The 25714-nt window shown below is 59.6% G+C and carries 22 protein-coding genes; 4 read left to right on the top strand and 18 right to left on the bottom strand.

Annotation, left to right across the window (positions count from 1 at the left end; all coding sequences use genetic code 11):
* Positions 1-15: 15 nt before the first annotated feature.
* A complete protein-coding gene (locus F8N62_RS00830) occupies positions 16-1677 on the bottom strand; it encodes a DUF1302 domain-containing protein (RefSeq protein WP_149417026.1) in 1662 nt (553 codons plus the stop codon).
* Between the two features lie 419 nt (positions 1678-2096).
* Between F8N62_RS00830 and F8N62_RS00825 the strand changes: the two genes are divergently transcribed.
* Together F8N62_RS00825 and F8N62_RS00820 are read left to right on the top strand one after the other, a co-directional pair.
* Positions 2097-2942 carry an SDR family oxidoreductase gene (locus F8N62_RS00825; RefSeq protein WP_020300816.1) on the top strand — a complete coding sequence of 282 codons (846 nt, stop codon included), beginning with the start codon at positions 2097-2099 and terminating at the stop codon, positions 2940-2942.
* A 64-nt stretch (positions 2943-3006) separates the two neighbouring features.
* On the top strand, positions 3007-3891 hold the full coding sequence (locus F8N62_RS00820; RefSeq protein WP_150709208.1) for a DMT family transporter: 885 nt from the start codon (positions 3007-3009) through the stop codon (positions 3889-3891).
* On the opposite strand, the gene F8N62_RS00815 is transcribed toward F8N62_RS00820, so the two are convergent.
* From F8N62_RS00815 to F8N62_RS00780, 8 genes are all read right to left on the bottom strand, one after another.
* Complete coding sequence (locus F8N62_RS00815) at positions 3888-4673, bottom strand: tyrosine-protein phosphatase (protein ID WP_020300818.1); 786 nt, start codon at positions 4671-4673, stop codon at positions 3888-3890. The two genes, F8N62_RS00820 and F8N62_RS00815, sit on opposite strands and share 4 nt — an antisense overlap.
* A gap of 2 nt (positions 4674-4675) precedes the next feature.
* Positions 4676-5863, bottom strand: coding sequence for a phosphotransferase (locus F8N62_RS00810; RefSeq protein ID WP_082643858.1), 1188 nt, complete (start codon positions 5861-5863; stop codon positions 4676-4678).
* Positions 5860-6897: an amidohydrolase family protein gene (locus tag F8N62_RS00805; protein WP_020300820.1), complete on the bottom strand. Its 1038-nt coding sequence runs from the start codon at positions 6895-6897 to the stop codon at positions 5860-5862. The genes F8N62_RS00810 and F8N62_RS00805 overlap by 4 nt, the downstream gene beginning before the upstream one ends.
* 209 nt (positions 6898-7106) lie before the next feature.
* Complete coding sequence (locus tag F8N62_RS00800; RefSeq protein WP_020300821.1) at positions 7107-8468, bottom strand: DUF1329 domain-containing protein; 1362 nt, start codon at positions 8466-8468, stop codon at positions 7107-7109.
* Positions 8469-8495: 27 nt separating this feature from the next.
* Positions 8496-10163: a DUF1302 domain-containing protein gene (locus tag F8N62_RS00795; protein WP_020300822.1), complete on the bottom strand. Its 1668-nt coding sequence runs from the start codon at positions 10161-10163 to the stop codon at positions 8496-8498.
* Positions 10164-10227: 64 nt separating this feature from the next.
* Complete coding sequence (locus F8N62_RS00790) at positions 10228-11718, bottom strand: aldehyde dehydrogenase family protein (protein ID WP_020300823.1); 1491 nt, start codon at positions 11716-11718, stop codon at positions 10228-10230.
* The gene (locus F8N62_RS00785; RefSeq protein ID WP_057005038.1) at positions 11715-13334 is read right to left on the bottom strand and encodes a GMC family oxidoreductase; all 1620 of its coding nucleotides are present in this window, start codon (positions 13332-13334) and stop codon (positions 11715-11717) included. Before F8N62_RS00785 ends, F8N62_RS00790 begins: the two co-directional genes overlap by 4 nt.
* 52 nt (positions 13335-13386) lie before the next feature.
* Complete coding sequence (locus F8N62_RS00780; RefSeq protein WP_154220403.1) at positions 13387-13638, bottom strand: ferredoxin; 252 nt, start codon at positions 13636-13638, stop codon at positions 13387-13389.
* Between the two features lie 294 nt (positions 13639-13932).
* Here F8N62_RS00780 and F8N62_RS00770 point away from each other — a divergent pair, with 294 nt between their 5' ends.
* Positions 13933-14556 (top strand): TetR/AcrR family transcriptional regulator, encoded by a 624-nt coding sequence (locus F8N62_RS00770; RefSeq protein ID WP_032904483.1) that lies wholly within the window; start codon positions 13933-13935, stop codon positions 14554-14556.
* Between the two features lie 5 nt (positions 14557-14561).
* On the opposite strand, the gene F8N62_RS00765 is transcribed toward F8N62_RS00770, so the two are convergent.
* On the bottom strand, positions 14562-15473 hold the full coding sequence (locus F8N62_RS00765) for a LysR family transcriptional regulator (protein ID WP_020300825.1): 912 nt from the start codon (positions 15471-15473) through the stop codon (positions 14562-14564).
* A 142-nt stretch (positions 15474-15615) separates the two neighbouring features.
* Here F8N62_RS00765 and F8N62_RS00760 point away from each other — a divergent pair, with 142 nt between their 5' ends.
* A complete protein-coding gene (locus F8N62_RS00760; protein ID WP_020300826.1) occupies positions 15616-16521 on the top strand; it encodes a helix-turn-helix domain-containing protein in 906 nt (301 codons plus the stop codon).
* 39 nt (positions 16522-16560) lie between these two features.
* On the opposite strand, the gene F8N62_RS00755 is transcribed toward F8N62_RS00760, so the two are convergent.
* From F8N62_RS00755 to F8N62_RS00720, 8 genes are all read right to left on the bottom strand, one after another.
* Positions 16561-17487, bottom strand: a complete 927-nt coding sequence (locus tag F8N62_RS00755) for a quinone oxidoreductase family protein (protein WP_020300827.1) — start codon at positions 17485-17487, stop codon at positions 16561-16563.
* A gap of 94 nt (positions 17488-17581) precedes the next feature.
* On the bottom strand, positions 17582-18829 hold the full coding sequence (locus F8N62_RS00750; protein WP_020300828.1) for an MFS transporter: 1248 nt from the start codon (positions 18827-18829) through the stop codon (positions 17582-17584).
* A gap of 11 nt (positions 18830-18840) precedes the next feature.
* Complete coding sequence (locus F8N62_RS00745; RefSeq protein ID WP_020300829.1) at positions 18841-19662, bottom strand: SDR family NAD(P)-dependent oxidoreductase; 822 nt, start codon at positions 19660-19662, stop codon at positions 18841-18843.
* Between the two features lie 59 nt (positions 19663-19721).
* Positions 19722-21086 (bottom strand): phosphotransferase family protein, encoded by a 1365-nt coding sequence (locus F8N62_RS00740; protein ID WP_150709207.1) that lies wholly within the window; start codon positions 21084-21086, stop codon positions 19722-19724.
* Positions 21087-21124: 38 nt separating this feature from the next.
* Positions 21125-21574 carry a nuclear transport factor 2 family protein gene (locus tag F8N62_RS00735; protein ID WP_020300831.1) on the bottom strand — a complete coding sequence of 150 codons (450 nt, stop codon included), beginning with the start codon at positions 21572-21574 and terminating at the stop codon, positions 21125-21127.
* A gap of 33 nt (positions 21575-21607) precedes the next feature.
* On the bottom strand, positions 21608-22426 hold the full coding sequence (locus F8N62_RS00730) for an SDR family NAD(P)-dependent oxidoreductase (RefSeq protein ID WP_020300832.1): 819 nt from the start codon (positions 22424-22426) through the stop codon (positions 21608-21610).
* Positions 22427-22490: 64 nt separating this feature from the next.
* Complete coding sequence (locus F8N62_RS00725; protein WP_057005036.1) at positions 22491-23843, bottom strand: DUF1329 domain-containing protein; 1353 nt, start codon at positions 23841-23843, stop codon at positions 22491-22493.
* Between the two features lie 66 nt (positions 23844-23909).
* Complete coding sequence (locus F8N62_RS00720) at positions 23910-25580, bottom strand: DUF1302 domain-containing protein (protein ID WP_090234955.1); 1671 nt, start codon at positions 25578-25580, stop codon at positions 23910-23912.
* Positions 25581-25714: the final 134 nt, after the last annotated feature.

Below are 25714 nucleotides of genomic sequence, written 5' to 3'. Positions count from 1 at the left end.
TTCTTGTTTGATTTATCAGAAGGAGGTCTTGAAGGTAAAAGCCAGCCAGCCGCGGTCTTCACCGCCTACGTTGCCGTTACCGGCGACGGTGCCATTGGCCAGGTTCTTCGGTTGGGCCGCTGTGTCGGCATAACGCAGGCCGAACTCATACAGCTGGGCATAAGTGAGTTTGACGCCGACGGAGTAAGCCAGCGCGCCTTCGCTGCCGCCACCGGCTGTTGGTGCGTTGCCATGCAGGCCGTAGTTGACGGTGAGAGGTACATCCATGTCCCAGGAGGGGAAGATCGAGATGTATTGCGGAGTGTAGTTGACCGCGACCGCATAATAATCTTTCGAGGAGCAGCCATCCGACTCGCTGCCGGACCCGGCGATACCTGGCGTTCTGGCATTGGTACAAGCGGCTTTTCCGACACCTTTATAGAGCTCTTCGTGTTCAGTCACGCGATCCAGGTGGCTGTAGGCGAACTCACCCACTAGGGTCGCGTTGTTCGAAATGAAGTTACGCGGCACGCCGTAAACGGCGTTGGCAATAAAGTGAATGGTGTCGCCGCGCGGGCCTTCGTCGTCCAGCGCGCTGACGCCAGTGGCATTCAAGGCACCGTTCATGCGGTAGGACAGTTCAGAGCCGACCGCAACCGTGTTGAAAACCCGAGCAAAACTGACGCCTGCCAGCTTCACGCCACGCGGGTAAACAACCCGGTACGAACCCAGCGCTGCCTTGACCTGTGGGGCCAGCCAAGGCTGGTAGTCGTCGAACTGGCGATAGTAGGCGCCGAACGTCGATTCGACATCTTCAACGTTGAGTTTGGCCATCACGCCCCAGTTTTTGCCATCGCGACCGAAGCGCGAATCCTGACGCTGCAACGTCGCTCCGTTAGGCGCTACCGGCAGTTGGTCCGGACCTTCGAACAAAGGGTCGGCCGCGCCGAAATAGGTACCCCCATAAGGAATGCGCGTGGGCTCCCATTCGTAGAAGTATTGACCGGCAACCGAAAGGTGATCAGTGACCTGGGCCTTGGCCGAGATCTGCCCCACCGGCAGAAACACTTCCTTGGTTTCGATACCCGGGCTGGTCGAGGCTTTCACGCCATCGCTGGGGGCCTGGGAGTAGGACACGGCGTGAGCGCCGAACAACAGGCTTTCACCCCAATAGTTGGTGTGACGACCGACTTTCACGTTGACCGGTGTGTCGCCGATGTTGAAGTTGCGCCAGACAAAGGCATCGAGAATCTCTCCCGACGGGCCGTTCATGTAGCGCTTCACTTCGTCGCTGTAACGATTGTTGTGATAGCTGGTGGCGTAGCCGGGAACGTTACTTTTCACATCGTGATCGTTATAGGCCTGGTCAAACCAGCCGGCACCACTGAGGCGTCCACCCCACTCGTTGAGGTAGGAAAAGTCGAGTTCGCTCAACACATCGAGACGATTTGTAACAATGTCGCCTTTATCGAACTTGCCGTCGGACTCGTCGAAGTTCGGCGTGTTCATGATGCGACTGTCCTGACTGTCAGTCCGCATGCCCAGGTTGTAGCGGACCGTGTTGTCCCAACGCAGGCGATAATCAGGGTTCGGCAGATCGAAAGAGAGCGCCATGACGCCTTGAGAGCCGCCAACCATCATCAGCGTAAGCGCACCTTGAGCCAGTACCAGCCGACTCTGCTTGGTCTTATGATTCATACACACTACCTTTTATTGTTATTTTCAGTCGCTATGTGCGTTCAAACGGTCGCTCCAGCGATATGCGCTACCCCACAATATCGTTGAATGTCTCGCCTGGACAGTCCGCTGAAGAGGTCTGGCACGCATCCAGACCCACTTTCCTCCTCAGTTGAAAGTCACCGTAACGGATCACAAAATAAAATTCCACATAAAGATTTGCATTCTTCATATAGAATTTCACACCCGTCAAGGTGAAGAATCGTTCCAGCAAAGGCGTTTCGCCGGTAAATACTGCACACAAAACAGATAACCGTTCAAATAAACTTTGACGCTTTTGTGCTTTGGGCTTTCAATAGCCCCTGCCATCCCACAGAACGCCTGGCGTTGCGCGGGTAAAACGGCAGTGAACCGCCAGAAGAAAAACAAGAGGAGCCACCATGAATATTGATTTGAGTGCCAAACGCGTGATCATCACGGGCGCTTCGCGGGGCATTGGTTTGGCCATCGCCCGGGCATTCGCAGCTGAAGGGGCGCGGGTAGCGATATGCGCCCGTAGTGCGTCAGACGTCCGGGAAGTCGGCGCGCAACTTGCGGAACACGCCCAGGCGGTGATTGCCCGGGCTGTCGACGTGACGGACAGTGAGGGGGTCAAGGCGTTTGTTGCTGAAGTTGCACACGCGTGGGGCGGGGTCGATGTGTTGGTGAACAACGCCGGTCAAGGCCGTGGCGGCAACCTCGACACCCTCACTCCGGAAGTCATCCTCGAACATGCCAACATTCTGCAGATGGGGCATTTCCGATTCGTGCAGGCGGTGGTGCCGTTCATGCGTGAACAGCGCTGGGGACGGATCATCGAAATCAACGCCTTGGCCGGGGTGATTCCGACGCCCGACGGAATTCCCTCAGTAATCAATCGCGCATCGTGCATCGCCCTCTCCCGCTCATTGGGCATGTCACTGCCCAAAGACAATATCCTGGTCAACAGCCTGAACATGGGTTGGATCGATACCGGTCAATGGGATCGTCACTACAAGGAAATGGGACCTGGCGTCAGTCGCGAGGAGTTCGACGCCATGGTGATGAAGGTGGTACCGCTCGGGCGTTATGGCAAACCTGAAGACGTTGCCGGTATGGCGCTGTTCCTGGCCAGTGAATATGCCAGCTTCATCAGCGCCGCCTCGATTGACATTGCCGGCGGCATGGGTGGGCAGATTGCCTACTTTCCAACCCTCAAACGCGATTTTGCCGCGACGATTGCGGCACGTAACGCTGCCAGCGAATAACACCAAAACATATCGACAAACTCTCCGGTGCGTAGTGCGCACCCTCAACGTTGGCGCCCCCGTGATGAACTTGCTGTTCCCTGTTCTTGCCACGCTGATCTGGGCCGCCAGTACCGTGGTCAATTGCCTTTCGGTTGGGGTGATTGACCCCGCAGCCATTTCCTTTTACCGCTGGCTGGTCGCGTTGCTGGTGTTGTCACCGGTGATGTTGCCCAAGGTCTGGCGGTTGCGGCAGCAGATTCGGCCGCACCTGCCCAAGTTGTGGCTGCTGGGCTTGCTCGGCATGTCGCTGTACCAGTCGCTGGCCTATTTCGCCGCGCACACTGTCAGCGCCACTTCCATGGGCCTGATCCTGGCGACCATGCCCCTGCTCACCGTGCTGCTCGCCTTTCCCCTGCTCAATACCCAACCGACCGCGACGTTATTGGTCGGTGCTCTGGTGTCGTTTGCCGGGCTGACGTGGTTGCTGGCCGCAGGCGACCTGCCCTCGCTCTGGGCACACGGGGTTGGCCAAGGGGAATTGATGATGTTGCTGGCCTCGCTGTCGTACGCGTTGTACTGCGTGCTGGTCAAGCGCTGGCAGATTCCCCTGCCGACCTGGGAAAGCCTTTACGTGCAAATAATCTGCGGCACCCTGCTGTTGGTGCCGCCCTTTGTGCTGGCCCCTTCGATAGCCCTGACAACCGCAAATGTCCCGCTGGTGTTGTTCGCGGGTCTGTTTGCCTCAGCGCTGGCGCCCGGCTTGTGGATGCGTGGTTTGCAAACCCTGGGGCCAGAAAAAACCGCCGTGCTGATGAACCTGGTCCCGTTATTTACCGCGGTGTTGGCGATTGTGTTGCTGGGGGAAACATTGCACCTGTACCACGCGGTCGGAGGCGGATTGATTTTACTGGGAATTGGATTGGCGCAATGGAAACCCGCGCGGGTAGTGACCGAAGTCGTGACCTAGGCGACCAGCAAGGTATCGCGCAATGTCTGCAAGCCTTTCTGGCTCAAACCACTGAAGCGCTGCAGGTAAAGATCCAGTCCACCGTACTCGGCGTCGATCACTGCATACGCAGCATTCAAGTACTCGGGACGGGCATCCAGCACTGCATCAATGGCCGCCTCGCTGACCGCTTGGCCGACCAGGTGGCTCACCGTGGTGCTCATGGCCTGCTGACGCGCCACCTCCAGCTGACTGAAGCGACGTGCCGAGAGCACATAGTCGGCCATGATGTGCTCCGGTGCGACGCCCAGTGCGTGCAGCAGCAACATCACCGCGACCCCGGTGCGGTCCTTGCCCGCCGTGCAATGAATGAGCACCGATGCATTGCGGGTAGAGAACAGCTCGAACAGCGCTGGCAACAACGGCGCCAACAGGTGCGGAAGTTGCCGGTAGACCTCCAACATCATGTTTCGCGCGCCCTGAGTCTCTGGATTATCAGCGAGCATGGCGGCAATCCGTGGGTCGGCACGAACATCACCAAGCACCTCCAGGTGGAGTTGCGCGATAGCCGAATCGGGTACGCCGCTCGGGTAACGCTCACGCTCTGCGGCGCTGCGTAAATCGCAGACGGTTGTCAGGCCGATCCGCCGCAAGGTCTGCCAGTCTTCAGCGGTCAGTCGATCCAGCTGTTCTGCCCGTAACAGGTAATGGTCGCCGATACGACGACCACAACCGGTGGGAATACCTTTGAGGCTGCGAAAGTTATCCGCACCCTGCAAGCGCAACTCTTCCTGCCCGACCATTCTCAATCCTCCAGTAGATGTTGATAGGCCTGCGTTAACGGACGCGCGCCCTGCCCCAGTGTCGGCGTACGGCGAGGCTTACGCCCATGTGTGAGCAAACGCACGGTATCAAAATCTTCTGCAGCGGCGAAGAAACGTTCCACCATCGGCAAACCGTCCTGCCCCCAGTCATCCATATTCGACATCCAGGTCTGCATCCCCCAAACCGGCCAACGGCGAAACTGTTCCCAGGCAGCGTCCTGGTCAAGCACGCCTTCGGCACCGAGGCTGATCAGTTTTTCGCGGTACACCCGCAGCAGGCGTTGCGCATCGGCGCGCCGTTCCTCGACGGTTAAGGCCCCCAGCATAAAATAGGCGATATCGCGCCATGGCCGGCCACGCCTCGACAGTTGCCAATCCAGCCAGATACGTTGGCCGTCGCTGCGTAAAAAACTGTTGCCCTGATGCGAATCACCATGGATCAGGCAGCTGGGTGACGACTGTTCGCGCTCGAAAGCTGCCAATTCATCAAACGCATGGCTGAACAACTCCGGTGTCTCATACATCCATTTCGGCAACAGGCGTTGGTACTCCGGTTTGCGCAGATTGACCTTGATGTAGTTGTACATACGCAGCAGGCCGTCGCAGTCCACCGGGTTGGCCATTGACACCGGCAGCCAGCCCTGGCCCCGTAGCTGCGGACTGTTCCAGGTGGCAGCATGCAACGTCGCCAGTGACTCCAGCCCCCGAGCGACGCCATCCACGCCCAGGTGATCGGTGCTATGGCCAAATTTCCCGGCGGCCAGACCAAGGTCTTCCATCATCACCACGCCTCGACCGCCGCCATCGGCGTCCCAGTCGGTGAGATAGGTGTCTGGCAGTGGCGCATCGGACCAGCCGTGCGCCAAATGATAAAAGCGCGCTTCCAGCTCACAGATATCGCCGCTCTCGAAACCCTCGGACCAATTCGACTTCAGGCACACGTGCGCAGGAATACCCGCGTGCTGACCGACCTCATTCAACTCAAGCCTGACGCGGAATTTGGTGGTGTGACCGTTTCGAACTTCCACTGCCGTTAACGCCAGCACCTCGACGCCCGGATAACGCGGCTGCAATAGCTGAGTTAGCCAGGCTGCGGTAATTTCGCTCAGGTGCCGTGGCAACCGTCCGCTGCGCTGCGGGTAGGGCCGCCCCAGCGAGCTATCCGTCACGGCGTCAGCACCCGACCAGCGTTGGCCGGCACCTTCAGCTTGAGCAGTTCGATCGCGTTACCGCTGCGAATCCGCTCGCGGTCTTCAGCGGACAAGCCGATGCCTTCGGTCAGATCGCCATGGTCGTAGGCCCCGCCAAAGTTAGTGCCGTACAACAGGCGCTCCGCCCCCACCACCTCGGCAACGCCACGACGCAAGCCCGGCGCATGAACGTCAAGGTCGAAGTAAAAGTTCTGCAGGTAATCCATCAACGGACGCTGATTGCGCGAGTCCGGTGCCATGGCCCGGTTCAGTTCGCTCAGGCGCCCCAACTGGAAAACCGCCATGCCACCGGCATGGGTGATGTAGGTTTTCAAGGTCGGGAAAACATCCAGCGCGCCACCGCAGATCAGGTACCAGAAGAACAGTGTTTCATCGACGCAGTCACCGACGATGGAGGTGGTTTCAAACTTGTCGTCCGTGTGTTTTTCGCCCCAGTAAATCGACTGATTGAAGCCATGCACCATGATCGGTACATCCAGCTGGGTGAGTTTTTCCCAGACGGGGAACAGGCGTTCGTCGTGAGCCTCCAGGCCATTGAAGTTGGCCCCGCCGACGCACACACCCTTGGCGCCCAACTGAGTCACTGCGCGTTCAATTTCCTTGGCCGCATTCAGCGGATCCGCGAGGTTGGCGTGGCACCAGAAATCGAAGTGGTCGGGATCAGCCCGACAAAATGCCGACAACTCGTCATTGCAGATGCGCGCGTATTCGTTAGCGAAATCTCCCGCCCAATACATAAAGCAATGAGACGGCGTGGACATCACCAGTTTGTCGACACCCCGCTCGGCCATCAGCTGGCGACGGCTGGCGTGGCTCATGCGCGCGAGGATATTGGCCTGCGCTTCGGCATCCGTCGCGGCTTTGACCGGTTGCTTGGTGCCGAGGGAAAAATGCCCCACGGTCAGCCCCTGCACTTTCATGAATGGCCCCCAGAACTCGTGACGGTTCAGCATGCCCTCAGTCAGCAAGTGGGCGTGGACATCAATCAGCATGGCGTTCTCCTTGTTGTAATTAGCCAGCAGACCGAACGACCCGCTCGCAGGGCATCCGGATCAATTTAAGGGATAACTGCACCCTCAATAATATAAACACATTTCTAATATGTGTTCATTTAAATATGAGTCGCAGGGCTACCTTTTATAAAATCCGCACAAAAAAAAGCGGCCCTCTCAGGCCGCAAATGCGTGTTCAACCGATGAAATCAGCGTTGGGTCTCCTGGGAAACAATCGACTCAGGCTTCATGTCACGCTCCGATAACGGCGTGTCGTGCACCCGATATCCGCCCTTGAGGCCATCGTTGAGCAAAGACCACATGCCTTTGTTGAAGTCATAGCTGACGTTTTTTACCGTGTACGGCAGGTTTTTGTCGTACAGCTGCACGCCACTCTGGAACAGCGCGCGATACAGCACCCCGCCCTGGTCCCAGGCGTCATACAGGCCGGCACCAAACGTGTCTTCGTCGAGGTAGTAGGTGCGCTTGCTGTAGACGTGGCGTTTGCCCGGTTTCAGAGTCGCTTCCACCACCCACACCCGGTGCAGTTCCCAGCGCTCGCAAGCCGGGTTGGCATGATGCGGCTTGAACTGTTCTTCCTGGCCGCAACTGAAGTAGAACTTGTAGGCGTTGTACGGGATATACATCTCCTTGCGGCCCACCAGTTTGTAGTCGAAACGGTCCTGGCTACCGGAGAACATCTGCAATTCGTCGAACAGGTTCACACCGCCCTGGTTGGGCACCGGCGTGTCGTAGGCGAACTCCGGCGCCAACTTGATGCGGCGCATGCCTGGGGTGTAGCTCCAGGCACGCCGTGGCTGGCTTTGCGGGTCGAGGTAGTCAGCGAGGATGATCAGTTGCCCGGCGCTGCGGGCCGGATAACTGTCCAGTGCCCAGGCGCGGTAGTACAACTGCGGATCGCGATCGGTCTGTTGAGTCTGGTAGTACGGCGCCTCCTCCATGGTCGCGGACTCGGCGGTCTTGGTCACCGAACCCTGAGAATCCACTACCCAACTGTTGGACGAAGCCGTGGTGGTGTAACCCGTTCCCTTGTAGCGCAGTTGTTGATTCCAGATGACTTCATTGCCGTTCTGCGGAAGCGGGAACGGCAGCCCGCCTCGGCATGCCGGATCGACTGCGAGGTTGTCCTTGGTCGTGCGGCAGTTACTGGCGTTGCGCACAGAGGCATCGAGCAACGCTTGCGGGTACGCCGCGGTCCGGTGGGTCGGGTAAATATCCAGGTAGTAGTCGGGAAATTTACTCAGCAGCATTTTTTGCCCGCCGCTCAAGCGGTCGGCGTATTGCTCCATGTTTTTCGAGTTGATCCGCAGCAGCGGTTTTTCATCCTCGAAGGGGTCGGCCCAGAAGCCGCTGTCGGGCTTGAAGCCTGGCGGGCTCTGCGTCAGGCCGCCGGTATAGGGAGGAATGCTGCCATCGGCATTGCCCGCGATAATTGCGCCGAACGGCGTCAGGGTTTTTCCGATCTGTGCAACCTGGTCGGCCGGTGCCGCAGCCAGGCTGGCGGTGGCGATGCTCAACAGCGCCACCGCCCATGCAAATTGTCCTTTCATAAACAGATACTCCGCTTCTTGGCTTTTTTAGATGGAGGTTTTGAAGGTGAAGGCCAGCCAGCCACGGTCGGTTCCGCCCACGGCGCCGTTGCCCCCGACGGTGTCCCCGGGAATGTTCTTCGTTTGAGCGTCTGTATCGGAATAACGCAAACCAAATTCATAACGCTGGGCATACGTCATCTGCACGCCGGCAGACCAGGTCAGCGCGCCTTCGTTACCACCGCCGGCACTGGCTGCGTTGCCCGACAGGCCATAATTGACGGTCAACGGTACGGTCATGTCCCAGGACGGGAGTACCGACAGGTATTGCGGTGTGTAATTGACGGCGATGGCCGCGTAATCCCGGGTCGAACAACCGTCGCGCTTGTCCCCTGAACCGGGTGTGCCGACGCGGGGGTCAACGCAGTTATTGTTGTTTTCACCCAGATAAAGCTCTTCGTGCTCGGTCACTTTGCGCAGGTGGCTGTAGGCGAACTCGCCGATCAGCGTGGCGTTGTTGGCGATAAAGTTACGCGGCACACCATACACAGCGTTGGCGACGAAGTGGTACGTATCGCCACGCGGTCCTTCGTTGTCGGAAGGATCAACGCCGACCGCGTTCAACGCACCGCCCTTGCGATAGGAGATCTCGCTGCCGATCGACACCGTGTCGAGCACGGTCGAAAGACTCAGGCCGACCAGTTTGACGCTGCGCGGGTACACCAGGCGGTAGCTGCCGGTAGCGGCCGAAACTTCTGGCGCCAACCAGGGTTGGTAGTCATCGAACTGGCGGTAGTAAGCGCCCACCGTCGATTGAATCGCCTCGACGTCGTATTTGGCCATTACGCCCCAGTTGGCGGAGTCACGACCGTATTTGGACTTCTCCCGGTTAAAGGAAAAACCAGGTGCTACAGGCAAACGGTCCGGGCCTTCGAAGAACGGGTCCGCTGCGCCGAAGTAGGTGCCGCCGTACGGAATGCGCGTGTAGTCCCATTCGTAGAAATATTGAGCGGCCAGTGTCAGGTTGTCGGTGGCCTGAGCTTTGACGGATATCTGCCCGATGGGCAAGAACACTTCCTTGGTTTCAATGCCAGGACTGGTCACTGCCTTGGCACCATCCAGAGGCGCTTGCGAGTAGGAAATCGCATGGGCACCGAACAGTAGCCCCTCGCCCCAGTAATTGGTATGCCGGCCGATCTTGACGTTCACCGAAGCATCGCCCAGGCGCAGGTTTTTCCAGACGAAGGCATCGAGGATTTCCCCTGAAGGGCCTTCGACGTAACGCTTCACTTCAGAGCTGTAGTGGTCGTTGTCGTAGCTGGTCTGGTACCCGGCAACATGACTGCGCACCGTGTCATTGTGGTACGCCTGGTCGTACCAGCCGGCGGCGCTGAGGCGTGCCCCCCAGTCTTTACGGTAGGCAAAATCGAGTTCAGTGAGCAAGTCGATGCGGTTGGTGACGATGTCACCCTTGTCGAACTTGCCGTCCGATTCATCGTAGTTAGGGTTGTTCATGATGCGCCGGTCTTGCCCCTCCGTTCGCATCCCCAGGTTGTAGCGCAGGGTGTTATCCCAACGCAGATGAAAGTCTGGATTAGCCAGTTCGATCGGCGCAGCCATCACCGCTCCACCGTAACCAAACGCCATTTTCCCTACCGCCAGCAGTACCATGGCCCGCTGGGCTCGCATGCGTCCCTGTTTGCTCATCTTTTTCATGCAAACCACCTTTTGTTTTTATTGTCAGTCGTTTTGTCTGCTCCCCGCTCGCGGGGTGTCATGGCTAGCGGCCGATGGGGTAGATGATGGATTTCTCCTGGGTGAATTCTTTAAGCCAGTTCGGCCCGAACTCACGGCCCAGTCCTGAACGTTTGAAGCCGCCGATGGGCGCATAAGGCAAGCTGCCGCTACCCCCATTGAGGTACACACTGCCGGCACGAATTCGTCGAGCCATGGCATAGGCGGTGGCGGCATCTGCAGAGGAAACAGCGGCGTTGAGGCCAAACCGCGAATCGTTGGCAATGGCAACCGCCTCGTCATCACTGTCGAAACCGATCACCACCCCCACCGGCCCGAAGATTTCCTCCTGGGCGATGAGCATGTCGTTGCTTACGTCATCGAACAGGGTGATGTCGCTGAAGAAGCCCTGGCGCAGATGCGCAGGTCGTCCACCACCGCAGACCAGCGTGGCCCCGGCGTCGCGGCCGCTGGCGATGAAATGCTCGACCTTGGCGCGCTGCGACTCGCGGATCAGCGGGCCCATCATCACGCTCGGGTCCGCCGGGTCACCGACCTTCCACTGCCCGGCAATGGCTTTGGCGCACTGCACGAATTGCTCGCGTACCGAGTGATGCACAACGAAGCGGGTGAGCAATGCACAGCCCTGCCCCGCGTTGACCGCCAGCCCGGCGACAGCTCCCAGCGCGGTGGCCTGAATGTCGGCATCGGCGCGCACGATCAACGCCGATTTGCCGCCCAGTTCCAGATGCACGCGCTTCAGGGTCGGCGCCGCCTGACTCATGATGCTCATGCCGACCGTTTCCGAACCGGTGAACGAGACCATGTCCACCCGCGGGTCGCTGCTCAACAAGCCGCCCACTTCAATACCGCCGGTGACAATGTTGAGTACGCCCTGGGGCAGGCCGATTTCTTCAGCGATCTGACCGAACAACAGCGCCGAGTACGGGGTAAATGGCGAAGGCTTGAGCACCAGGGTGTTGCCGGCCAGCAAGGCCGGAAACACCTTGGCCAAGTTAAGAAGAAACGGAAAGTTATAGCCGGTGATGCCGGCCACCACGCCGATGGCCTCACGCTCCACCGTGCCGCTGCCGAGAATCATCGGCCCTGCCGGGTTGAACGGATTGGGATTGGCCTGCACCGGAATCTGCAAGCTGTCGCTGTGCACAGACTGCTCGATCGCGGTCAGCACATGGCCCAGCGGCATGTCCACCTGCATGGCATAAGTCACGCCTTGGGAACAGCCGACCTCAGCGATAATCAGCGCGGCAATTTCCTCCCTTTTTGCCACCAAAGCTGCGTGCATCCGCCGCATGTACCCGGCCCGTTCGGCCATGCTCAACCAGGGCCAAGGGCCGTTATCAAAGGCGTTGCGTGCGGCGGCGATGGCTGCGTCGGCGCTCTGCAGATCACCATTCGGTGCATGACCGATGACCGCTTCGGTGGCCGGGTTGAGCACTGCTTCGCGCGGACCGTCAACATCCACCCACGCGCCATCGATGTACAGCTTGTCCAGCTGGGTAAAGGGAACACTCATGGTGTTGGATCTCCTGAGACTTTGCCGGTGATAATTTCTGCAGCGCGCATGGCAATGGCCATGGCCGGGGCATTGGTGTTACCGGAAACCAGGCACGGCATCACCGAAGTGTCGACCACACGCAGGCCCTCGACGCCGCGCACACGCAGTTGCGGATCGAGCACCGACGCGCTGTCGGCACCCATGCGACAGGTCCCGGAAACGTGATAGGCGGTCTGGCCGAAGCGGCGGAACGCAGCAAGAATTTGCGCGTCGCTTTCTACCTCCGGTCCCGGTGTCAGCTCGCCGACAATGAATGGCTTGAGCACCGGCTGTGCAGCCAGACGGCGGAACCAGCGAAACAAGGCAATTGCGGAAGTGCGATCGATCTCGGCGCTCAAATAATTGGCGTTGATCCGGGGTGGAACCGTGGCGTCCGCCGATTGAATGCGCACCTCACCCTGGCTCTGCGGACGCAGGAAATAGCCACCGATGGTCAGGCCGGGCTCCTTGTCGATTTCGACCTTGTTACCGTCGCCATCCATGGAATAGAGGCTGACGCCGATTTGCGCGTCCGGACGATCCAGCTCCGGGCGCGTCTTGATGAAACCACCGGCCTCGTGAGCGGCGTGGGTCATCGGTCCTTTCTTGCGCAAAAAGTATTGGGCCACTGCACCGAGTAACCCAATCCCATGGAAGCAGTGATTGAAGCTGCCACGGGTGACCCGATACTGCATGGCCATGTACACGTGCTCACGCAGGTTACGCCCGACCTCGGGGGCGTCGTGCAGCACACTGATACCCAGCGAGTTCAACAGTGCGGCCGGGCCGATGCCAGACAGTTGCAACAGCTTCGGCGATTCAATGGCACCGGCGCACAACAACACCTCGCGGCGCACTTCGAAGCGTTCCTTGCCGGCGCTGTTGTTGACCTGCACGGCACAGGCACGGTGATTGCTGAACTCGATGCGTTGAACATCCGTGCCGGTCATTAACGTCAAATTCGGACGTGCGCGCACCGGATCGAGAAAGGCCTTGGCGGCACTGAATCGCTGGCCTTTCCAGGTGGTTTGCGGCTGATAGCCGAAGCCACCCTGAGTGACCGAGTCGATATGATTGGTGTCTTCAGTGCGCGCCACACCCAGCTCACCGGCCGCGCTGATGACGGCATCGCACAGGGCGTGGCCCGATGGGTGCACCGTGACTTTGAGCGGGCCACCGACTCCGCGCCATTGGCTCTTGCCCAACTGGTGGTCTTCGAGGGCGACAAACTGCCGGCCCATGTCTTTCCAGCCCCAGCCCGCGCAGCCTTGCGCTTCCCAATGATCATAATCAGCGGGTGCTCCCCGTACATAGACCATGCCGTTGACCGAACTGGAGCCGCCAATCGTTTTGCCTTTGAGCCATTGCTCATCGCTCATACCCTCACCGCGTGCAGCCTTGTAGCTCCACACATGCGGATTGCCGGGGCTGAGCAGTTTGCCAATGCCACGGGGCATGGCAATCAACGGACTGGTGTGATCCGGTCCGCTCTCGATCAGCAGCACCGAAACGTTCGTGTCGGCAGACAAGCGATTGGCCAGGACGCAGCCGGATGACCCCGCACCGATGATGATGTAGTCGTAGGTTTTGCTCATTGTTGTTCTTCTTTTGCGGGTTGCTGAAAGTCTTCCATTACCAAGGCGGCACTCACCGGTGTTCGTCGGATGTATCGCGAACCTCGATGACCCGTTCCGGGCAGGCACGGGCACCGCGGGTTGCCAGCCGCTCTTGCCCAATCGGCACACTTAAGCCGTTGCTGGCGATGTAGCCGTTGTTATCGAGTGGATAGAGCGCGGGCGCGACGTTGTTGCAGCGGGCATGACCTACGCAGCCGGATTGGTTGATAGGCGTTTTCGCCGTGGGCGGTGAGCTCTGCCCATAGATCGAAATCGCGGGCAAGGTGCTTGGGAATGTGCGCAGGAACAGGTGCAGGCGTTTCAGGAGCGTTATTCATTATTGTTCTCCAGGTCTCTATCGGACTGGAGAAACGGTAAGGCCGCAGACGCAAAGCCACAACGAACAGAAGCGCAAATCTGTACGGCATAGACGGAATTAATTAACACTTTCGCCGAATATGTTCTAAAAATAATCCTGCTGGTGCAAAAAATCCTCTGTCATTGTGTTCTGATCACCGCCGGGAAGCTCTTGTACCCGCCGTCATGAAACCAATAAAAAGCGCTGCCGAGGTTAAGAATGTCTCACCTAGCTTCCGTGCAAACAGCCGATAAAAATCACGCCAGTCAACGCCACGCCTTGCGTTCCCAACGCACCCGGGAATTGTTGCTGGACCACATGTATCGCCTGGCGCTGGAAAAGGGCTACGAAGGAATTACGGTCCAGCAATTACTGGACAGTACAGGGGTCGCGCGCTCCACCTTCTACGCGCACTTTCGCGACAAGGAGGACCTGATCGTCGCCGGGTACGAAGCCATTGGCGTTCCCTCGACCAAGGTCACCGAAGTTGATGGCGACCGCCGTGTCCTGCTGGATGTTTCGGCCTGGCTGTTCAGCGCCACCGAACGTCATGCGGCACTGACAACGGCGTTCTTCAGCGGCCCGGGACAGAACGTGATTCTCGCGCACCTGGAAAATATCCTGATCATCCAGGTCCGGGAACACTACCGGAAACAGGGCCTGTACCAAATCGATCAACTGCGTGGCGAGGCCGCCGTGCGCTGTTTCGTCGGTGCCCTGGTGGGGCTGTGGTTGTGGTGGGTGCGCCACGACTATCCGAACCCGGCGCGGGAAATGACCGAAACCTTCGACAGCCTGATGAACAACGGCACCTGGCCGCCTGACAACAACGTGCGCCAGTAGCGGGATCAAGAGGCGCAGGCCATGATCAGAAACTGTCGGAATGCCTGGGTCGGTGCCGACAAACAGTTATCCGGCAGCCAGATCAGCCCCAGTTCCATGGGTGGAATCACATCCACCAGCGGCCGGATTTCAATCTTCTTGCCTTCCAGAGACCAGGCCCGGTACAGCATGTCCGAGAGAATGGTCACACCGAAACCATGCCCCACCAGCCCGCGCAATGCCTCCATGGATGAGGTACGAAAAGCCACCTTGGGTGCCAGTCCGCGGGATTCCCAATAGCGCATGGTCGAGGTCTCCCCCTCATCGACCGTGGCCAGGATATAGGCATGCTCGGCGACGTCTTCGAGATTGATCGAGGTGGCAGACATCAATGGGTGCTGACTTGCCAGCCAGAGTTGGCGGCGCGAACGAATTAGCACATGGTGAGCGAAACCGTGCAAGTTCGGCGTATTGGAGACAATTGCCAGGCCCAAGTCGAGGTCGCCATTGCTCAGGGCCGCTTCAATGCTCTGGCGGTCCATGTCGATCAGGTCGATCTCTACCTGAGGGTAGCTACGTTTGAAGCGTGCCAGCAGCGCTGGCAGAAAGTAACCGAGCACCGTGTAGGAGGCACCCACACGCACGGTTCCTTGCATCGCATGGCCGAGAAACAGCGGTTCACTGAGAGCGTCCTGCAGCGTGTCGAGAATGTGCCGCGCATGCTGGGAAAACTTGTTGCCTTCAGCGGTCAGCGCCACGCCATGGGGCAAGCGGTCGAACAAGCTGACGCCCAAGGACTGTTCCAGATGCAACACCGCCGCAGTAATCGCCGACTGCGATACATGCGCCTTCAGCGCCGCCTGGGAAAACTGGCCGGCGTCGGCGGCGGCAACGAAATAGCGCAGTTGGCGCATGGAAATATCTTTGCCTTTCGTCATCTGATTTTCTGATACCTGCCGCCTGAATATATGAAACAGCTCGGTCCACGGGCTGGTTACACTCGAGACCGGGTAGCTGCCCTGACGTATCGTTATCCTTCGAATTTCAGCGCCAATAATAAAAATGGCTGAAGGTTGAAAAATGAACGCGATCCACTACAGCGAGTACGACTGTGAAGCGTCAGGTAATTTCCTGACCGAAGCTTCATTGGCCAGGCAAGGCTTCGACATCCGGGTCGAACACGCGCAATGGTCCAACACTGGCACTGCCTTGATAGAAACCGGCGACAGTTGCCTGTTGCGCTTGATGCTGCCGGCCAGCTCGCAGATCAAGCCTAACTGCGGCGGTTTTTCCAGCCACGGTGCGCCTCAATTCCAACCCCTGGGCAAGCTGTTGTTCATTCCCCATGGCACCGAGTTCCACCTGCGTCACGATGCCGGAGAGCAAAAGGCCCTTGTGTGTCTATTCGACCCCTCCTCACTCGGCGTCCTGGGCAGCTATCGCTGGAACTGGCAGGACAACGTCAGCGCAGCCATGCTCAACCTGCAAAGCGGCTACTTGCACGCCTCGTTGCAACGGCTGGCCGAAGAAGTCGCCAACCCCGGCTTCGCCAGCGAGCTGCACACCGAGTGCCTGCTCACCAGCATTGCCTTGGACCTGCGCCGCGAATTTATCGACGCGCCCGACGATGCCACTTGTTCCTCACACTGCGCTGAAAAACTCAGCCATCGTCAACTCAACATCCTGCGTGAATTGCTCGACAGCGCCAGTGACGAAGGCCGCTCACTGGGCCACTTGGCGCGGGCCTGCGAACTGCCGTTGCGGACCCTGTCCAGTCGCTGCAAAAACACCACCGGCATGACCTTGCGCCAGTACGCCGCGCAAACCCGTTTGCAAAAAGCCGTGGCGCTGTTGGCTGACCCACGGTTGCTGATCAAACAAGTGGCCTATCAGGCCGGCTTCAACAACGCCGCCGCTTTCAGCGCGGCCTTCCGTAAAGAGCTCGGTGTCACACCCGAGGAATTTCGCCACCAGCGCCAGCGCTGAAAGGCACCCGGACAAGGGCGCCTTCCAGCAATACGGGCTTTAACGACGAATCGTGGCGGTGATTTTGGCGTGTGGCCCATTGACCTGCGCGGCCCAGGCTTCAGCCGCCTGATCGAGGGTAAAATCCAGGTAATCCACCTGAATCTGCTGCTCTTTGGCGATCTTCAGCAGACGCAGCCAGATCTGTTCACGGTCTGCGGGCGGGCGCTGGCCAGTGCCGATGCACGACAGATTGCGAAACAACAGATCGGCAATATCCAGATTGAGCTGGCGGCCGGCTCCCGTGCCAATGGTCATGATCCGTGCGCCCCAGTTGGTGGCCTTCAGCGACGTCAACATCGGTTGACCGCACACGAGGTCGAGCACCACATCAAATCCGCCATCGGCCGCATCCTTGAGCGCCGCGACGTCATCGCTGCCACCCAGGGTCACCACTTCATCGGCAAGGCCTCGCGACTTCAACCGCCCCAGTGCTTCAGCGGACCGGGCAGCACCGACCACTTTGCCTGCACCCAGACCGCGCGCCAGTTGCAGGGCGATCTGGCCGAGCGTGCCGGTGGCGCCCAGGATCAGCACCTTCTCACCCTTCTGAATCGCGGCTTTTTCCAGGGGCACGATGGCGCCGGTCGCAGCGATGCCCATGCTGATCGCGGTTTTATCGTCCACGTCGTCCGGCACATTCCATACTTCGGCTTGCGGCACCAGGGTGCGCTCTGCCCAGGCACCAAACGGCAACACCGAGCGCTCGCCGAAATACACCCGGCGGCCATCCGGCGCACGGCCAACGCCTTCTCCGCGAATGACACAGGGATATTCAACACCCAGACGGTAGGCGCCGAGTACATCCCAGCCACCAAGGCCAGCGGTATCGACATCGATCAGCACCGAGCCGTCTAGCGGCTGCGGATCACGAAACTCGCCCACTACCGGCGGCGCATTGCGCTCGGAAATGATTGCTGCACGCATGGCATTCTCCTTGTCTGTTTTATTGTCAGGCTGCACTCGAGGCAATAATTGAACATTATTCTGTTATTTGTCTATATTTACTTCGGCAGCTTCTCTAACTGGCAACTAATGGCTCGGACTGATATCGCGGATACCCACCCAATGTCAGCAGCAGCAATGGGCCGACGACAAAGCAGATAAAACTGAACAGCAGCATGGCCGAGTAGCCACCGGTGAGCTTGAACAACCCGGCGAACAGTAACGGCGAGATCGCCGCACCTGCGGTAATCAAGCCCAGGTGCGCGCCAAACAAGCGGCCGTAGTCGCGCATGCCGAAGTAACGGGCGATCAGGAAAGCAGCGATATCGAACTCGGCACCGGCACCCACGCCGACCAGCAACGTGGCGAGGGTGTACATCGCAATACTGGAATCCCCATAGGCAAAAATGCCGCAGGCAAATGCCGGCATCAGCAGCGCGACAGAGGCAACACCGGGCGCCCACAACCGGTCAATCAGGTAGCCCACCAATAGTCGGCCAAGGATCAGCGACACGCCGAAGCTGGCGAAAATCTGACTGGCCTGCAGGGCGCTCAGGCCACGGTCCTGCAGCAACGGCACAATGTTGGTGACCATGCCCACCACGCACGACACCACCAACGTCATCGACAGGTTGCACACCCAGAAACGCCAGGAGCGCATCGCCTCGCGCAGCAGTAGACCGCCGGTTTGTTCGCTGGTGGCGGGGAGTTGCGTCGAGTTGTGGCTGACATTGGTGGTCGGCAACAACCAGCGTAAGGCCAAGGGCAACGCCAGCAGCACCGGCAATACACCCAGCGCGAGGAATCCCGCCTGCCAATTCCACCGGCTGATCGCCCAGGCGGTGATCAGCGGAAGCATGATGGCCGCCAGTCCGGAGCCACTGAGGATGATCGCCAGCGCCAGACCACGGTTTTCCTCGAACCACAAGTTCACCAGGTGCGACCAGGTCACCTGCAACGTACCCAGCCCGGCTAGCGGCACCAGGAAAAAGCCAAGGTAGAGGGTCCAGATCGAGCCATTGATACAGGTCAGGGTGAAGACACTCAGGGACAACGCGAGCAGCGACAGCAACGTGACCCGGCGCAAGCCGTAGCGCGAGTTGAGCCAGCCGGCCAATTGCGACGCGACGATGGTGCCCAGCGATAACGCGGTGATCGCCGCCTGCAACTCCGCCCTGCCCCAGCCCATGGCCTGTTCCAGCGGAATCACCATGGAGCTGAAGCTGTACAGCAGCAACGAACTGGAACTGGTGGCAACGCCCACCAGCGCCAGAATCAGCACCCGCCAGCCGCGTTTGAATTCTGCGTTATCAAAGCCTTTCATGGTGTGTGACCTCAGTCGTTGCCAATAAACACAGCCGCTTGCGCGCTCTTGCTCAGTACCTGGGCACGACGTGCCGGGCCAGGTGCGGTCTCGACCTGAACAAGGGTGTCTTCGGGGTGAATCAGCGTCGGGCCATTACCCAGTTGCTCAAGCGCCAGAAGCGCCAAGTCATCTGCTTTGGGCAAGGTCATGGTCAGGGCGTCGGCAATGTTCAGTTTGACCATGGCATCGCGCATGGTGGGTGTGTCGACAGTGCCGATGACCAAATTGAGCACGTCGACGCCACGGTCTTTCCACTCCGCCCATAACGATTCGCCGAGGTTCAGCGCAAACCCTTTGGTGGCGGTGTACATCGCCAGTTTGCGAATACCCCCCAATGCAGCCTGGGAACCCACCAACAGCAAGCCGCCCTGCCCGCGCTCCAGCATCGCGGCACCAAAGGCATGGCTGCATTGCATCACGGTCAAGCAATTGAGGCGCAGCAACGCGCCCCAGTCCTCGGTCGAGGTATCGAGGAAGCGCGTGATGTAGGGATCGCCACCCGCGTTGTAGATAAACAGACCAACTTGACGTTCACCGACAGCCGCGAGCAATCGCTCACAGGCATCGGGCTGAGAAAGGTCCTGGATTACCACCAGCACTTCGATGGCGTAACGTTGCTCCAATTCGCCTTTCAATTGCGCCAGGGCGTCGCCACGGCGCGCCACCAGGACGCAGTTGAGGCTACGCTCGGCGAGGGCACGGGCAAACGCCGCGCCCACACCATGGGAGGCACCGGCAATCACCGCCCACGGACCATACCGATGCAGGAAGGCATTATCAGGAACAGACATAAACACTCCGAATACGAAGGCCCGGCGACCAGCCACCGGGCGAGAAAGGTTTCACCCTGTCAGGCCACGGGTGGCAGGTCGATGTGGCGGGCGGAGGCGCCAATGGCGGTGCTGCCGTAGACCAGGACGCGCCGCTCGATGTGCGCCATGAACAGGCGCAGCAAAGGCCCGTCGTATTCAGGCCCGGCGCTTTTGACAAAGGCTTCCAGCGCTGCATCAATCTCGCTGTAGTCACTGAAGGTGCGGTCCAGCAGGACTTGCGCCTCCTGTTGTTCCAGCTCGCGCAAGTGCAATTCCATGGCATCGCCACGGCCCAGGTACTCCACCAGTTTGCTCACGGCGCGCAGCTTGGTTTTCTGGAAGTCACTGCCGACTTCCACCTGCGCCAGGGCATCGGCGAGCATGGTCAGCAACTGGGCATTCGGGCCGCTGCTGACCATGTCCAGTTTCGGCGTTTGCAGAGGCACACCCATGGCTTCGGCCAGCGCATGCACCACCACCCGGCGCAGGGCGATGTCAAACTCGGTGTAGGTGTCATGTGGGTCGCCCGGTTGTGGCGTGGCCACCGACGCCGAGAACTGCATCGTGCTGACGGTGGCAAACAGTGCCGTGTGGTAACGCACCACATCGGGCTCCGCCGGTTCGCCGGTTACTTGCTGGTAGTAGCGATACAGGGCGGCGAAGCTGTCCCCGAGCGGCTCGTAATTGTCACGCATGCGCGCCGACGCCAGGTCGGCCAAGGGATCGCCGATCATGGCAAATTCGAAATCGTAGAGACCCTGTACCTGTCCGCTCTCGAACAGATATTGCCCTGAATCGTACTGCACGAAAGCAGGCCGGATACGGTGCTGCGGCACATTGCGGCGCAACCAGCCGAGGGCGAATTCAACCAGCGGCTGAGGCCTGGTTTTATTGCGTGCATACAGCGGGTAGTAAGCTTCCAGACCTGCGAGGGTAATGTCCTCGGCACTGGTCGGCAGGTGAATGCCCTGCTCAATGAAGGGTTGCAACGGCAATTGGTGCATGCGCGCCATGGCGTCGACCCACTGGCGTGCGACAGCATGGCGCTCGGCATCACTGATCGCCGTGCTGATATCACGACTGCCCGGCAATAACTCCATCACGATGGCTTGCGGGTCTTCGCAGAAGCCGTAGATACGCGGCACCGGCACACCTTGCTGGCCGAGCAAGGTGAGAATATCCGCCTCCCGGCGCAGATCCGGGAATGGGCTGACATCACCACCTCGCTCGCCACGAATATGCAATTGAAGGGTTTCGCCATCGCGTTGCAGTTCAAGGTTCCACGCCGGACGCCAGCGCAGCAGGCGTTGCATGGCCGTGATGTTTCCGCCCAGCAGCCCTTCGACAAAGGTGCGCAGCTTTTCTTCGACCGGATCAACAGTCGTATTTATTGTTGTTGGCATACGGGGTATTCCTCAGGCGCTGATGTCCAGCGCCGCTCTCAATGGGTGCTGGTGCTACCAGCGTTCGGCCCGCCTACCTGCTCCAGCGGCACGCCCTTTTTCTTCGCCAGGTCGGCGGTGTCCAGGTACTCGCGCCAGGCACAGATCAGTCCGTGTTCGTCCAGCTCATACACCGCCACCATCGAGTGCGGCATGGGGACGCCGTTGCTGACGCAGTAATCGTCGCGTTCGGTCATCACCACGCGCTCCGAAGAGACGATGTGGCGCGTGGTGCAACGGTTATGCGTGACATAACTCATCTGTCGCTCTATCTCCCGGCGTAACGCATCGCGCCCCCGGATCACGGGACCACCGGGCACCCACAGTTGCCAGACGGCGTCGTCGGCGAAGGTGGCCATGATGCGTTCGATATCGGGGCGGCTGCCGTCGCTGCCATCGCCCCAGGCGGCCAGCATGTCGAGGATGAAGCGTTCCTGTTCGAGTGCCATGAAACGGGCTCCAGTGCAGTGAATGGATCGGGATCAGACCGAGGTTTGAGGCAGCAGGAAGTTGCGCACCACCGGCACCATCGGTGTGCCGCAACTCATACCGCCGTCCACGCGCATCAGCGTCCCGTTGACATAGGCGGCGTCGTCGCTGGCGAGGAAAGCGGCCATGGCGGCGATGTCTTCCGGCTCGCCCAGTTGCGGTACGTTTTGCAGGTCGAGAAAGGCCGACTTCATCGCCTCGTTGGCCCAACTTTCCATGGCTGGCGTGCGAATCACTCCCGGCAGGATGCCGTTGCAACGAATGCCGCGTTTGCCAAAGGTGGCGGCAATGCTTTGCACGTACCAGTTGAGCGCGGCCTTGGAGGCGCCGTAGCTGAACTGAGAAATTTCGCCGGCAATCGAGCTGGTGGACGAGGTGAACAGAATCGAACCGCTGCCCTGGGCGAGCATGTGCGGCAAGGCGTATTTGCACGCCAACACGCCACCCAACACGTTGACCCGCATGCAGTTGTGGAACAGCTCGGTGTTGAAGTTGATGAAGTCGATATCGCGGGTGGTGGCCGGGTTTCTGTACACGGCGTTATTGAACAACACGTCGATACGACCGAAGGTCTCGACAGTCTGCTCGACCATCTCCCGCAAGGCGCCTTCCTCACCAACATCCACTTGCATGGCCATTGCCTTGGCACCTATTTCAGCTGCCACGGCCTGCGCCGATTCGGCGAAAAGGTCGGTGACCACTACCGTGGCGCCCTCCCGGGCAAAACGCAGTGCCGAGGCGCGGCCGATGCCACTGCCGGCGCCTGTGATGACGCAGACCTTGCCGTCTAAACGTTGCACAATCTCGCTCATAAAAGGGTCTCGGGACGGATAAAAAAATCGGCGCCTGTGACAAGCGCCGAAAAGGAGCATGAGGTCAGCGGGTCTGGCCACCGGCAATGGTCTGCGGATTGGCTTCACGCTCGGCGACCGGTTCCTGGCGGTAGCGCGTCGGGCCGTTGCCGAACATGCCGTACTGGTCACGGGTGAAGTCGTACAACGAGTAGGAATCCTGTTGCGGGTTATTGGGAATGCCATACGCCTCGATGTTGTATTGCGAGCCGGTACGGAACAGCGCGCCGCTGTCGTCCCAGGCGTCGTAGACCGCAGCACCAAAGGTGTCCTCGTCGATGTAGTAGCGGCGTTTTTTCTGCGCGTGGCGGACGCCGTCCTTGCGGGTCGCTTCCACCACCCAGACACGGTGCAGTTCCCAGCGTTCACACGCGGGATTGATGTGTTTGGGCATGAGTTTCTTGTCCATGTCGCAACCCCATTTCAGCGTGTAGTTGCTGTAGGGGATGAACATTTCCTTTTTACCCACCAGCTTCCAGTCGAAACGGTCCATCTTTCCGGAGAACAGGAAGATTTCGTCGTAGAACGCCACCCCGCCGAACGCCGAGTTGGGGGTGTCGTAGTTGAATTCCGGAGCCTTGCGCACGCGGCGCTGGCCGGTGCTGTAGCTCCAGGCGTAGCGGGAGTCGGCGACCGGGTCGAGATAATCCCAATACCCGGATGCCTGGCCGGCCGTACGGGCCGGCGCGACGATGCGCGACCAGATACGCTGGGCGATTTTCGGATCACGCCCGGGAACATCCATCTGGTAGAAGGGTTTTTCGCCGGTGGACCGATTGGTGTTGGTTAGCGTCGCGTGGCCTTCATTAACCACGTAGGCACTGTGGTTCCAGTCCCAGCCATTCACGCCCTGATAGTTGAGGATGTAGTTCCACATCAATTCCCGGCCATCTCGCGGCAGCGGGAATGGCAGGCCGCCCCGGCACCCTTCGCTGATCGACAGCCCGTCGTTCTCGGTTTTGCAGTCCTTGCGGCTGGCGTTGCGCTGGGTGGCTGCCAGGAAATTCGCCGGAAAGGTTGCCGTCCTGTGGGTGGGGTACACCTCAAGATAATAAGTGTCGGGGTTCTGCTTGAGCAGTTGCAGCTGCCCGGCCGCCAATTGGTCGGCGTACTGGTCGGCGTTAGCCGCCGTAATGCGCAAGCGGGGTTTTTCATTGGCAAACGGGTTGGGCCAGTTGCCGTCGCCGGGCACCAGCCCTGCGGGCACTTTCAGGCCACCGTCGTAGGGCGGAATAGTGCCTGCCGCGTTACCCGCCACAATCGCGCCAAAGCTCGTGAGCTTACCGCCCAGGTCGGCGGTGGTAGCGCCCTCATCGGCCACAGCCGCCCCCGCCAAAGCAATGGCCACAAGGCCCATCGCATATGCATTAACCGTCATAACGTTCTCCATTCAGATGGGTGATCGCCGAGTCCGGTGATCACTGCATTGCAGTTCAGGCGCGGCTCAGAACGCAGTGCTGAGGGTCAGCGAGACCCAGTTGCGGTCGGTCAGGCCGACGTCGCCGGTGCCCCCGACGACGGTTTTTCCGACGCCGGCAACGTCTGCATATTTGCGTTCGCTGCCGTAGCCGATGTACGACAGAGTCACGTCGACGCGCTCGTCGTAGGTGCCCTTCACACCTGCTTTCCAGGTGTATTTGCCTTCGTTGCCACCGCCCGTGGCGGCATTGCCGTTGACGCCGTAATCCACACTCATGGGCGTGGAAATATTCCAGCCAGGGAACACCCCAAGCCATTGCGGCGCAAAGCTAACGGCCAGGCCGACATAGTTCTTGGTAGCGCAGCCGTAATGCTTGTCCTGCCCCGCCGGGCAGCCGCCATAGCCTTCTCCTTTGAACAGTTCCTCGTGCTTGGTCACCCGTTGCACATGACTGAACGCCATTTCGGTGATCAGGCTGCCGGTGTCGAAGTAATCGGTGCGCGGCAGCAACCACAGGCCGTTGACCACCATGTGCCACGTGTCACCGCGAGCGCCCTGATTGTCGGCAGTGCTGATGTTGCTGGAGACCAGCGAGGTGTTCTGGCGATACGACAGGTCGACGCCGAGGGAACCTCCGCCCAATACCGGACCTGCGGAGTAACCCAGGCCATAGAGCTTGACGTTCTCGGCGTACACGTAACGGGCGAAGGTCGGCGCTACTTGCAGGCCCCACGGGTTGTAGTCATCGAACTCGCGATAGAACGCGCTGACCTCCGAATGCAGGAAGTCGAAGCTGTAGGTGCCCATCACGCCCCAGTTGCCCCTGTCCTTGGGTTTGACCGGATCAATCAACGGCCGCGAAACACCGCTGAACAATGGCAAACGGTCCGGCCCTTCCAGGGCGACGTCGGCGGAGGCCAGATAGGTACCGCCTTCAGGCGCGCGCGTGGTGTCCCATTCGAAGAAGTATTGCGCTGCCAGCGACAACTTGTCGGTGACCTGAGCCTGGGTTGAAATCTGCGTCAGCGGCAGGAAGATTTCACGGGTCTCGGTACCAGGGTTGCTCACCGCCTTGCGCCCATCCAACGGTGCTTGCGAGTAGGACACCGCATGCCCGGCAATCAGCAGGCCGTTGCCCCAGTACACGGTATGCCGGCCGGCACGCACGCTGACCGGAATCTCACCCAGGTCGAAGCGGGTAAACGCAAAGGCGTCCAGCAACTCGCCGCTAGGGCCACGGTGATAGCGTTTGGTGAAGCTGGAGTATTTACCGTTGTTGTAGCTCGGCGTGCTGGTACCGGGGAACGCACCTGGGTAGTAAACATTGCCGGGGCTGGTTTCGACATCAGTGTTTTCATATGCCTGGTCGTACCAGCCAGCGCCGCTGATGCGAAAGCCGTTGTACTGCTTGTACGCGACCTCCATTTCGCTCATCAAATCGACACGATTGGTCACCACATCGCCCCGATCAAACTTGGCGTCGGACTCGTCGTAGCTGGCGTTATTGGCCAACGCGGAGTCGCGCCCCTCGGCCCGTATGCCCAGGTTGTAACGTACGGTGTTGTCCCAGCGCGCGGTCCAGTCCGGATTGCCGGTATCAAACTCGGCGGCCTGCACAGCGCCAACAGTCAAGGCACACCCGGTCACGCTGAACCAGACAGCCAGGCTTAACGGCTTTAGCTTTGCGTCGATCATCAACACTCCCATTACTTTTTATTGTTGTTGGCAGCCGAAGCGTTGGGCCGTCTGGACCGCGCCAATGAGCGCTCGTCTGTGGGCTTTCGGTATGGACTGAAGTAGACGGGACGGGGAGGTTCGAGACAACGATT

It is taken from the genome of Pseudomonas fluorescens (genome assembly GCF_902497785.1).
Lineage (GTDB): Bacteria > Pseudomonadota > Gammaproteobacteria > Pseudomonadales > Pseudomonadaceae > Aquipseudomonas > Aquipseudomonas fluorescens_BO.
Note: the sequence above shows the minus strand (reverse complement) of the source record. Positions and strands in the feature narration are given on the sequence as shown.

Bases quoted from the DNA above. Each gene is read 5' to 3' on its own strand.
- F8N62_RS00720 (WP_090234955.1), bottom strand. From the start codon at position 25,580: ATGATCGACGCAAAGCTAAAGCCGTTAAGCCTGGCTGTCTGGTTCAGC.
- F8N62_RS00750 (WP_020300828.1), bottom strand. From the start codon at position 18,829: ATGAAAGGCTTTGATAACGCAGAATTCAAACGCGGCTGGCGGGTGCTG.
- F8N62_RS00760 (WP_020300826.1), top strand. From the start codon at position 15,616: ATGAACGCGATCCACTACAGCGAGTACGACTGTGAAGCGTCAGGTAAT.
- F8N62_RS00765 (WP_020300825.1), bottom strand. From the start codon at position 15,473: ATGACGAAAGGCAAAGATATTTCCATGCGCCAACTGCGCTATTTCGTT.
- F8N62_RS00790 (WP_020300823.1), bottom strand. From the start codon at position 11,718: ATGAGTGTTCCCTTTACCCAGCTGGACAAGCTGTACATCGATGGCGCG.
- F8N62_RS00795 (WP_020300822.1), bottom strand. From the start codon at position 10,163: ATGAAAAAGATGAGCAAACAGGGACGCATGCGAGCCCAGCGGGCCATG.
- F8N62_RS00815 (WP_020300818.1), bottom strand. From the start codon at position 4,673: ATGGTCGGGCAGGAAGAGTTGCGCTTGCAGGGTGCGGATAACTTTCGC.
- F8N62_RS00740 (WP_150709207.1), bottom strand. From the start codon at position 21,086: ATGCCAACAACAATAAATACGACTGTTGATCCGGTCGAAGAAAAGCTG.
- F8N62_RS00820 (WP_150709208.1), top strand. From the start codon at position 3,007: ATGAACTTGCTGTTCCCTGTTCTTGCCACGCTGATCTGGGCCGCCAGT.
- F8N62_RS00725 (WP_057005036.1), bottom strand. From the start codon at position 23,843: ATGACGGTTAATGCATATGCGATGGGCCTTGTGGCCATTGCTTTGGCG.
- F8N62_RS00825 (WP_020300816.1), top strand. From the start codon at position 2,097: ATGAATATTGATTTGAGTGCCAAACGCGTGATCATCACGGGCGCTTCG.
- F8N62_RS00770 (WP_032904483.1), top strand. From the start codon at position 13,933: ATGTCTCACCTAGCTTCCGTGCAAACAGCCGATAAAAATCACGCCAGT.
- F8N62_RS00730 (WP_020300832.1), bottom strand. From the start codon at position 22,426: ATGAGCGAGATTGTGCAACGTTTAGACGGCAAGGTCTGCGTCATCACA.
- F8N62_RS00805 (WP_020300820.1), bottom strand. From the start codon at position 6,897: ATGCTGATTGATGTCCACGCCCACTTGCTGACTGAGGGCATGCTGAAC.
- F8N62_RS00830 (WP_149417026.1), bottom strand. From the start codon at position 1,677: ATGAATCATAAGACCAAGCAGAGTCGGCTGGTACTGGCTCAAGGTGCG.
- F8N62_RS00785 (WP_057005038.1), bottom strand. From the start codon at position 13,334: ATGAGCAAAACCTACGACTACATCATCATCGGTGCGGGGTCATCCGGC.
- F8N62_RS00735 (WP_020300831.1), bottom strand. From the start codon at position 21,574: ATGGCACTCGAACAGGAACGCTTCATCCTCGACATGCTGGCCGCCTGG.
- F8N62_RS00745 (WP_020300829.1), bottom strand. From the start codon at position 19,662: ATGTCTGTTCCTGATAATGCCTTCCTGCATCGGTATGGTCCGTGGGCG.
- F8N62_RS00755 (WP_020300827.1), bottom strand. From the start codon at position 17,487: ATGCGTGCAGCAATCATTTCCGAGCGCAATGCGCCGCCGGTAGTGGGC.
- F8N62_RS00800 (WP_020300821.1), bottom strand. From the start codon at position 8,468: ATGAAAGGACAATTTGCATGGGCGGTGGCGCTGTTGAGCATCGCCACC.